The organism is Aliivibrio sp. A6 (assembly GCF_028765505.1).
Lineage (GTDB): Bacteria > Pseudomonadota > Gammaproteobacteria > Enterobacterales > Vibrionaceae > Aliivibrio > Aliivibrio finisterrensis_A.
The window spans coordinates 1-680 of the sequence record NZ_JARACR010000111.1 but is presented as its reverse complement, the minus strand read 5'-3'; the positions used below and the strand labels follow the sequence as shown (position 1 = coordinate 680).

1 protein-coding gene is annotated in these 680 nt (G+C 39.0%); it reads right to left on the bottom strand.

The features are described from left to right. Nucleotides 1–584 (bottom strand): ISAs1 family transposase (locus tag PVK70_RS18835; RefSeq protein WP_130049513.1); only part of this gene is annotated, 584 nt, incomplete at its 3' end. Nucleotides 585–680: the final 96 nt, after the last annotated feature.

Genomic DNA, 680 nt, shown 5'->3' with positions numbered 1-680 from the left:
ACTGCAAGTAAGTAGTCTCCACCTTTGTCAGTAATGACTTTTGCTATCTTGGTTTGACATGCCATTGCATCGATAGTTATCAATGCTCCCTTTATGTCGAGCATCTTTATTAGTTCTGGTATTGCCGTAATTTCATTACTTTTTTGTTCGGTCTTTAACTGCCCCAGCACGAGTTTATTTGATGAGGCGTAGGCACTGATCATATGGATGGTACTGGCTCTATCTTCACGATTGTAGGAGCCTCGAAGTGTTTTTCCATCAATAGCAATCACTTGACCTTTCGTTAGTGTATGAATTGAAGACATCCAGTTAATAAAGCATTCTTGAAACTGCTTAGGCTCGATAGTAGATATGATGCGTGCAATAGTATCATCAGCAGGAATTTCATTTAAAAACAATCCATTGCGTTTAAACCAGTCATGATGCCCAAGAATATATTCACGAATATCGAACCACCCTTTAGCTCCTGCGATTACAGAGCATAAAGAGCCAAATAGAACCTCAAACAGACAATAAGTGGTCTTCGCACTTTGGCGTTGGTCAGTAACAGTGTGAAAATGCTCTTTAAAATGGTCAATATGCATGATGCTCTCCCTAAAAAGGGAGTATATGATCACAACTAAATGTGATCGTCAAATCGATCTTTAAATTGACTAAAAAACGTTCACGATCTCACCCTG